The sequence below is a fragment of the Longimicrobium sp. genome, assembly GCF_036399255.1.
Taxonomy (GTDB): domain Bacteria; phylum Gemmatimonadota; class Gemmatimonadetes; order Longimicrobiales; family Longimicrobiaceae; genus Longimicrobium.
In genome coordinates this window covers 23,048-31,742 of the sequence record NZ_DASWNM010000109.1, presented here as the reverse complement: position 1 = coordinate 31,742, position 8,695 = coordinate 23,048, and the positions used below count along the sequence as shown (strand labels likewise).

Here is an 8,695-nt window from a genome sequence, read left to right as displayed (position 1 = left end):
CGGCGGAGGGATGGTGCTGCGTCCGCTGGGGTGCCTCTCCCCCGGCCCCCCCGTTCGTTCCTCACGGAGAGGGGAGAATTCGATCCCGCTTCGACAGGCTGTACTCGCATCCGCCCTCTCCGTAGCGCGCCGGAGATTCCGTACGCGTCACCTCTCTCCCGCGCAGTTTGCGGGGGAGAGGCCGGGAGAGGGGGCCACCTTCGGACGCAGCTCGAAATCCTTCGAACCACCCTGCCCTCCGCCTCACCCCAACCTCCCCCAGCAGTTTTGGGGGAGGTGCGAGCCTAAGCGAGCGGAGGGGGCGCCCGCGGGTCGCGCCCAAACCAGCAGCTTCACCCCTTCACCCCTTCACCCCTTCACCCCTTCACCCTCCCTCCCGGTTGCCGCTCCCCCGCGCGATTGCTAACTTCCCGGCTTCAGCCCACCCTGAGACGGAGCGCGACCCTGACGGCTACGCTGGTCAGCACCGACCTTCCCTTCCCGCTGCGGGTGCGGGGCAAGGTGCGCGACGTGTACGACCTGGGCGATGCCCTGCTGATCGTCGCCACCGACCGCGTCAGCGCGTTTGACGTGGTGATGCCCACGCCCGTGCCCCGCAAGGGCGAGGTGCTCACCCTGATCAGCGCGTGGTGGTTCGCGCGCACGGCGGACCTGGTGCCCAACCACGTCCTGTCCGTGGACCCGGACGAGATCGTCCGCCGCTACCCCGCCCTGGCGCCGCACCGCGACGCGTGGGCGCGCCGCTCCATGCTGTGCCGCAAGCTGCGGCCGTTTCCCGTGGAGTGCGTGGTGCGCGGCTACCTGTCCGGCAGCGCGTGGAAGGAGTACCGCGAGCAGGGCACCCTGGCCGGCGAGCCCCTTCCCGCCGGCCTGCGCGAGTCGGACCGCTTGGAACAGCCCCTCTTTTCTCCCGCGACCAAGGCCGAGAGCGGCCACGACGAGAACATCCCCTTCTCCCGCATGCGCGAGATCGTGGGGGACGACGCCGCCGAGCGGCTGCGCGACGCGTCGCTGGCCGTCTACGCGCGGGGCCGCGAGCTGGCCGCCAGGTCCGACATCATCATCGCCGACACCAAGTTCGAGTTCGGCACGGACGACGACGGGACCATCCGCATCATGGACGAGGTGCTGACGCCGGACTCGTCCCGGTTCTGGCCGGCGGAGCACTACGCGCCCGGCCGCGGCCAGCCCTCGCTGGACAAGCAGCCCCTGCGCGACTGGCTGGAGACTCTCGTCGACGCCGGGAAGTGGGCCAAGACGCCGCCGGGGCCGGCGCTGCCGCCGGAGGTGGTGGACGAGACGTCGCGGCGCTACCAGGACGCCTTTCGCCGGCTGACGGGGATGACGCTGGACCAGTTTCCCCTGCACGACCCGGGAGCGCCGTCGTGATCGCCGAGTCCGCGGTGCCGCAGCGGCGGCGGCTGCGCCGGGGCGTCGTGATCCTGCCCAGCGCATTCACGCTGGGCAACCTGTTCCTGGGGATCTGGGCCATCGTCACCGCGTCGCGCGGGGAGTACGCGGCGGCGGGGTGGATGATCGTGGGCGCGGCCATCATGGACCTGCTGGACGGCCGCATCGCCCGCTTCACCGCCACGGGAAGCGCGTTCGGCGAGGAGCTGGACTCGCTGGTGGACGCCATCTCGTTCGGCGTGGCGCCGGCGATGATCGCCTACTTCGCGTTTTTGCGCGAGGGCGGCGAGTGGTCGTGGATCCTGGCGTTCCTGTACATCGTCTGCGCGGTGTTCCGGCTGGCGCGGTTCAACATCGAGCAGGCGGGGACGGCCAAGGCCAACTTTCACGGCCTTCCCTCCCCCACGGCGGGATCGTGCCTGGCGACGTACTTCGCGTTTACGCAGACGGCGTTCTGGGGCGCGTTCCTGCCGCAGGTGCCGGTGGCGCGCACGGCCGGGTGGCTGATGCTGTTCATGGGCGTGCTGATGGTGAGCAACGTGCTGTACCCGGTGGTGCCGCGCTTCAGCCTGCGCACCTGGGGCGGCCGGTTCGCCATCTTTCTGATGGCGGTGGCGGTGGTGAGCGCGTTCACGGCGCCGGCGTACTTCTTCTTTCCGTTCTCCATCGTCTACGTCACCTGGGGGCTGCTGCGCTCGGTGGGGATGGGGTTCCTGGAGCGGCTGCCGGAGCGGGACCCGCTGTACGACGAGGTGGACGAGGACCCCGACGACGAGCGGGAGCTGGACTACGAGGCGATGCGCCCCCGGCGGCGCTTCATCAGACGCAGACGCACGGACCGCGAGGAACGCAGGTGACGGAATACGGCATCGAGGTGCGGGTAACGCCGCGGCGCGGCATTTTGGACCCGCAGGGCAAGGCGGTGGGCGGCGCGCTCTCCACGCTGGGCTTCAGCGGCGTGGGCGAGGTGCACGTGGGGAGGCTGATCGTCTTCAGCCTGCAGGCGGCGTCGGAAGCGGAGGCGCGGGAGCGGGCGGACGCCATGTGCCGCCAGCTGCTGGCCAACCCGGTGACGGAAGACTACGCCGTCACGGTGGGGGCGCCCGCCGGGAGCGCGCCGTGAAGGTCGGCGTCGTTCTCTTTCCCGGCAGCAACGGCGCCTACGACTGCCTGAAGGCGGTGCAGGAGGGGCTGGGCGCGCAGGCGCAGTACCTGTGGCACAAGGACCACGACCTGGCGGGGGTGGATGCGGTGCTCCTTCCCGGCGGCTTCAGCTACGGCGACTACCTGCGCGCGGGCGCCATCGCCGCGCACAGCCCGCTGATGCGCGAGGTCGCCGCGTTCGCGCGCGACGGCGGCCCGGTGGCCGGCATCTGCAACGGCTTCCAGGTGCTGTGCGAGGCGGGGCTGCTTCCCGGCGCGCTGGTGCGCAACCGCACGCTCAAGTTCCACTCCAGGCCCACGTACCTGCGGGTGGAGCGCGCCGCCGCGCCCTTCACGTCGGAGTACGAGGTGGGCCAGGTGATCCGCATTCCCGTCGCCCACGGCGAAGGCTGCTACATCGCCGACGACGCGGTGCTGGACGAACTGGAGGCGGAGGGGCGTGTGGCGTTTCGCTACTGTGACGCGTCAGGGAACGTGACGCCGGAGGTGAACTCCAACGGCAGCGCGCGCAGCATCGGCGGCATCGTGAATGCGGGCGGCAACGTGCTGGGGATGATGCCGCACCCCGAGCGCGCCGCGGACGAGGCGCTGGGGAACACGGACGGGCTGGGGGTTTTCCGGTCGCTGGCGGATTTCCTGGTGGGAAGTGCGTGAGTGCGTGAGTGCGGGAGTGTGGGAGTGCGGGAGTGCGGGAGTGCGGGAGTGCGGGAGTGCGGGAGTGCGGGAGTGCGGGAGTGCGGGAGTGCGGAGTGCGGGATGGTACGAGGGTACGAAGGCACGGGAGAGCCGCGGATCTGGTCACCCGTTCACCCCTTCACCCGTTCACCTTTTCTCGGGGCGTGAGATGAAGAAGTCGATGCTGCTGGGCGGCGCGGCGCTGCTGTTCTCCGCCGCCGCGAGCCCGGCCCTGGCGCAGTCCACCATTTCGCCGGGGATGACGGAGGCGCAGGTGCGCGGCCGCTTTGGCGAGCCGGCCACCACGCGCGCCGCCGGCGCCTGGACGTACTGGTACTACCACAACGGCTGCCCCAACCGCTGCGGCAGCGACGACGTGGTCTTCTTTCAGAACGACCGCGTGGTGGCCGCCGTCCTGCGCACCTCGCGCCGCCGCTTCAGCGGCCCCGCGGCGGACGAGGCCATCAACGCGAACGACGTCCGCGACCGTTCGGGACACGACGCGGCGAACGACGCGCCGGTGGACGGGCGCGCGCGCGTGGGCGGGGTGCGGGTGGAACAGCCGCAGGCGGAGGTGATCGTGGTTCCCGGTGCGGAGGATGACGACGACCGCGGCCGGCCGCGGGCCCGCGAGGGGCGCCCGGGCGAGCCGTCCACCATCGTCATCACCAATCCCGAGCCCATGTCCGCCGCGCAGCCGGGCACGCCCGTCGGCACGGCGCGCGAGGGCCAGCCCGGCGAGGCGTCGACCACCGTCATCACCGCGCCCGCGGCCGACGCGGCGGCGGGGACCAACCCGCCCGCGGTGGACGGCCCGCTGCCCACCACGCAGCCGGCGCCCGCCGCCACGCGCAACACCGAGGCGGCGGACACGCGCGGCGAAACGTCCGTCGACCGCAAGAACCGGCGCGAGCGGCAGGACCGCGCCAACGAGCCGACCGCCACCGAGCGCGCCCGGCGGAACGACGAGAAGAATCCGTAGACAACGAAGTGCGTGAGTGCGCCAGTGCGTGAGTGCGTGAGTATCCGCCTCACGCACTTGCACTTCCGCACTGACGCACTCACGCACTAACGCACTCTGTGGCCATGTCCGTTCAGCCCCGTCCCGGCGACCCCCGGATCACCCCCGAGCTCGTGGCCGACCACGGCATCAGCGAGCACGAGTACTCGCTCATCCTCGGCATCCTGGGCCGTGAGCCCACGTACACCGAGCTGGGCGTGTTCAGCGCCATGTGGAGCGAGCACTGCGGCTACAAGAACAGCCGCCCGCTGCTCAAGAAGCTTCCCACCCAGGCGCCGTGGGTGCTGCAGGGCCCGGGCGAAAACGCCGGCGTCATCGACGTGGGCGACGGGCTGGCGGTCGCCTTCAAGATCGAGTCGCACAACCATCCCAGCGCCGTCGAGCCGTACCAGGGCGCCGCCACCGGCGTGGGCGGCATCCTGCGCGACGTCTTTACCATGGGCGCGCGCCCCATCGCCTGCCTGAACTCGCTGCGCTTCGGCGAGATCGACGGCGACGACGCAGACCGCGTGCGCTACCTGTTCGCCGGCGTGGTCAAGGGGATCGGCGACTACGGCAACTGCGTGGGCATTCCCACCGTGGCGGGCGAGGTGTACTTCGACGCCGCGTACGAAGGGAACCCGCTGGTCAACGCCATGGCCATCGGGCTGATGAAGAAGGAAGAGCTCATCCGCGGCGTGGCCTCCGGCGTGGGCAACCCCATCATGGCCGTGGGAAGCAGGACCGGGCGCGACGGCATCCACGGCGCCACCTTCGCCAGCGCCGAGCTCAGCGAAGAGAGCGAGGCCAAGCGGCCCATGGTGCAGGTGGGCGACCCCTTCACCGAAAAGCTTCTGCTGGAGGCGTCGCTGGAGCTCATCCGCAGCGGGCACATCGTCGGCATCCAGGACATGGGCGCGGCGGGGCTCGTCTCCTCCTCGACGGAGATGGCGGCGCGCGGCGGGACAGGGGTGGACATCGAGATCACCACCGTCCCCGTCCGCGAAACGGGGATGACGCCGTACGAGATCCTGCTCAGCGAGACGCAGGAGCGCATGCTCGTCGTGGCGCACGAGGGGCGGGAAGAGGACGTGCGCGCCATCCTGGGCCGCTGGGATCTGGACGCCGAGACCATCGGCCACGTGACCGACACGGGGCGCTACGTGATCCGCGAGAACGGGGTCGTGGTGGTCGACATCCCCGGCGAGCCGCTGGTGGACGCCTGCCCCACCTACACCCGCGAGGGACGCGAGGCGCCGGAGATCACCGCGGCACGCGAGTTCGACCTCGCCAGCATCCAGCCCAAGGCGGAAGAGGCCGATCCCACCTGGACGCTGCGAAAGCTGCTGGACTCGCCCACCATCGCCAGCAAGCGCTGGGTGTACGAGCAGTACGACAGCACCGTACGGACCAACACGGTCGTCGGGCCTGGCAGCGACGCCGCGGTCATCCGGCTGCGGGGCACCCGCAAGGCCATCGCCGCCACGGTGGACTGCAACGCCCGCTACGTCTACCTGAACCCCTACCGCGGCGGCCAGATCGCCGTGGCCGAGGCGGCGCGCAACCTGGCCTGCTCCGGCGCGCTTCCCCGCGCGGTGACCGACAACCTGAACTTCGGCAACCCGCTCAAGCCCGAGGTCTACTACCAGCTTTCGGAGAGCCTGCGCGGCATCGGCGAGGCCTGCGCCATGCTGCAGACGCCGGTGACCGGCGGCAACGTCTCGCTGTACAACGAGAACCCGCGCGGCGCCATCTATCCCACGCCCACGATCGGCATGGTGGGGGTGATCGAGGACCTGGCGCACGTCACCACCAGCGCGTTCAAGGAGGCCGGCGACGCCATCGTCCTCCTCGGCACCAACACGGACGAGCTGGGCGGGAGCGAGTACCTGAAGGCTGTCCACGGCCGCGTGGCCGGCGACGCGCCGGCCATCGACCTTGAGCGCGAGCGCAGGCTGCAGCAGGCGCTGCTGGGGATGATCCGCGCCGGCCTGGTGCAGTCCGCCCACGACACGGCGGAGGGCGGCCTGGCCGTGGCGCTGGCCGAGAGCGCCATCGCCGACCCCGCCGCGCCGCTGGGGGTGGAGGTGGAACTGGACGACGACCTGCCGGCGGCCGCCCTGCTCTACGGCGAGGCGCAGGGGCGCGTGGTCGTGAGCTGCGCGGACGGGGACGTGGACGCGCTGCTGGAGATCGCCGCGGAGCACGCGGTGCCGGCGAAGCGTATCGGCACCGTGGGGACGCCGTTCGGCACCTTTGTCATCCGCACCCGCGGCGCCACGGTCGAGGCGCCTGCCTCGGAGCTGGCGGAGACGTACGAGTCCGCCATCCCCCGGCGGATGGAGGGGAGCGTGGCGGACGTGGAAACCTCGCTCGCCTCGGTCGTTCAGCACGGGCAGGAGTAGCCTTCCCTTCCTCCTTCCCCGCGCCGCCCGGCGCGGGGAAGGTGACGGCACGAACGGGTTGGACCACCCCGCCGGCCCTGTCGTCAAATGACGGCCTCTTTGGCCCGGCATGGACGGCGCGCCTTGACCTGTGCGCGAATCGTGGCGAGTTTCAGGAGTGCCACATCGGCGCTCTTCCCTGAACCGCACATTTTCGGTGTTCGCCGCAGCCCCCTCGGGGAGCCGCGCCGCACCCGTTCCGGTCGTCTTCGCCCCACCCGCCGGGCAGTCGCAGTACCGTTCCATCCGCTCCTTCCGACAAACGCACCCCGGCCGCGAGGCCGGTCCGCAAAGCCAGGGATCTCCCGGCCCCCCGCCGCCTGAGACCGCCCGGTTGCCGAAGAAGGTCCTTGCCGCCGCCGCGCGGAAAGAACCCGCTTCACCACGAGGAACGATGAACCACACCACCACGCGCGTGCTTGCCCTGCTCGCCGCCGCCGGCCTGAGCGCCTGCGCCGACGTCAGCACCGACTCGCCGCTGGCCCCCGGCCGCGCGCCGTCGCTGGCGACCGCCTCCTCCACCTCGCCCATCGACGGCAGCTACCTGGTCCGCTTCAAGGGCAACGGCGTGCCGGCCGACTTCGCGGCGCGCGTAGCCGCGCTGGGCGGCACGGTGGTCTTTGCGCACGGCGGCGCCGGCGTGGGCGCGGTGGCGGGGCTCAGCCCCGAGGCCGCCGCGCAGCTGGGCGCGCACCGTGACGTGGCCGCCGTCGACGCCGACGACATGACGGTGCTGTCGCCGGTGATGGGCGAGGTTTCGCAGTCGGACGTGGCCGGCGACGCCGTGCAGAGCCCGACCGCACCGGCCACCGCGTTCTTCTTTTCCCGCCAGTGGCACATGCGCGCCGTGAGCGCGCCGGCCGCCTGGGCCGCCGGCCGCCTGGGCTCGCCCGCGGTGAAGGTCGCCATCCTCGATACCGGCCTGGGCTACACGCACGCCGACCTGGCGGGACGCGTCGACCTGGCCAACTCGCGCTCGTTCGTGCCCTCGGACGACGCCTACGTGGCGGCGTTCTTCCCCGGCGCGCACCCGGTCGCGGACCTGCACTACCACGGCACGCACGTGGGCGCCACCGTCAGCAGCAACGCCATTGCCGCGGCGGGCGTGACCTCGCGGGTGACGCTGGTGGGCGTCAAGGTGTGCAACGTGAACGGCCAGTGCCCCACCAGCGGCGTGCTGGCGGGCGTGCTGTACGCGGCCGACCTGGGCGTGGACGTGGCCAACATGAGCCTGGGCGGCGCCTTCGCGCGCCGTGACGCCAGCGCCGCCGGCGGCGCCGGGCCCTCGTTCATCGCCACGCTGAACAGCGTGTTCAACTACGCGCACCGCAAGGGCACCACGATGGTGGTCTCGTCGGGCAACGACGGCCGCGACATGGACCACGACGGCAACACCTACAACGCCTACTGCAGCGCGCCGCACGTGATCTGCGTGTCGGCCACGGGTCCGACCGCGGGTGCCACCAACGGCCCGTGGACCAACGTGGACGCGCCGGCCGCGTACTCCAACTTCGGCCGCTCGCAGGTGAGCGTGGCCGCCCCCGGCGGCGCCGCGCAGCCGGTGTGGGCCGCGTGCTCGCGCTTCAGCCTGCAGGTGCCGGCGTGCCGGACGGGCACGTTCGTGATCGGCCTGAACGGCACCAGCATGGCCGCGCCGCACACCACCGGCACCGCCGCGCTGATCGCCGAGGACGTGGGCCACAACCCGTCGCAGATCCGCGCCCGCCTGCAGGGCTCGGCCGACGACCTGGGCCAGACCGGCACCGATCCCCACTACGGCAAGGGCCGCATCAACGTGGCGCGCGCCGCCGGCGTGATCTGATCGCCGCTTTCGGCTGGACGTAAAGGGCGGGGCGCCGGTCAAGGCGCCCCGCCTTTTTCTTTGGACCTTCACGCACGAAGGGAGGTTTCTTTGTGCCGCACAAGGGTTTGCGCTGGCGTCCGCGGGGCGCCCCCTCCGCTCGCTTAGGCTCGCACCTCCCCCAAGTTTGGGGGAGGTTGG

General features: G+C 71.6%; 7 protein-coding genes and 1 riboswitch. All 7 genes read left to right on the top strand.

What is annotated here, in order from left to right:
• Positions 1-399 precede the first annotated feature (399 nt).
• The 7 genes from VGC13_RS20370 (at position 400) to VGC13_RS20340 (ending at position 8,515) form a co-directional block, all read left to right on the top strand.
• Positions 400-1,389 carry a phosphoribosylaminoimidazolesuccinocarboxamide synthase gene (locus VGC13_RS20370; RefSeq protein WP_331127130.1) on the top strand — a complete coding sequence of 330 codons (990 nt, stop codon included), beginning with the start codon at positions 400-402 and terminating at the stop codon, positions 1,387-1,389.
• Positions 1,386-2,267 (top strand): CDP-diacylglycerol--serine O-phosphatidyltransferase, encoded by an 882-nt coding sequence (gene pssA, locus VGC13_RS20365; protein WP_331127129.1) that lies wholly within the window; start codon positions 1,386-1,388, stop codon positions 2,265-2,267. Before VGC13_RS20370 ends, pssA begins: the two co-directional genes overlap by 4 nt.
• Entirely contained in the window at positions 2,264-2,533 is a 270-nt protein-coding gene (gene purS / locus VGC13_RS20360) for a phosphoribosylformylglycinamidine synthase subunit PurS (protein WP_331127128.1), read from the top strand. The genes pssA and purS overlap by 4 nt, the downstream gene beginning before the upstream one ends.
• Entirely contained in the window at positions 2,530-3,228 is a 699-nt protein-coding gene (purQ, locus tag VGC13_RS20355; protein ID WP_331127127.1) for a phosphoribosylformylglycinamidine synthase subunit PurQ, read from the top strand. The genes purS and purQ overlap by 4 nt, the downstream gene beginning before the upstream one ends.
• A gap of 190 nt (positions 3,229-3,418) precedes the next feature.
• On the top strand, positions 3,419-4,231 hold the full coding sequence (locus VGC13_RS20350) for a hypothetical protein (protein ID WP_331127126.1): 813 nt from the start codon (positions 3,419-3,421) through the stop codon (positions 4,229-4,231).
• A 104-nt stretch (positions 4,232-4,335) separates the two neighbouring features.
• Positions 4,336-6,654, top strand: a complete 2,319-nt coding sequence (gene purL, locus VGC13_RS20345; protein ID WP_331127125.1) for a phosphoribosylformylglycinamidine synthase subunit PurL — start codon at positions 4,336-4,338, stop codon at positions 6,652-6,654.
• 292 nt (positions 6,655-6,946) lie between these two features.
• Positions 6,947-7,035: riboswitch (cyclic di-GMP riboswitch) on the top strand.
• 52 nt (positions 7,036-7,087) lie between these two features.
• Entirely contained in the window at positions 7,088-8,515 is a 1,428-nt protein-coding gene (locus VGC13_RS20340; protein ID WP_331127124.1) for a S8 family serine peptidase, read from the top strand.
• Positions 8,516-8,695: the final 180 nt, after the last annotated feature.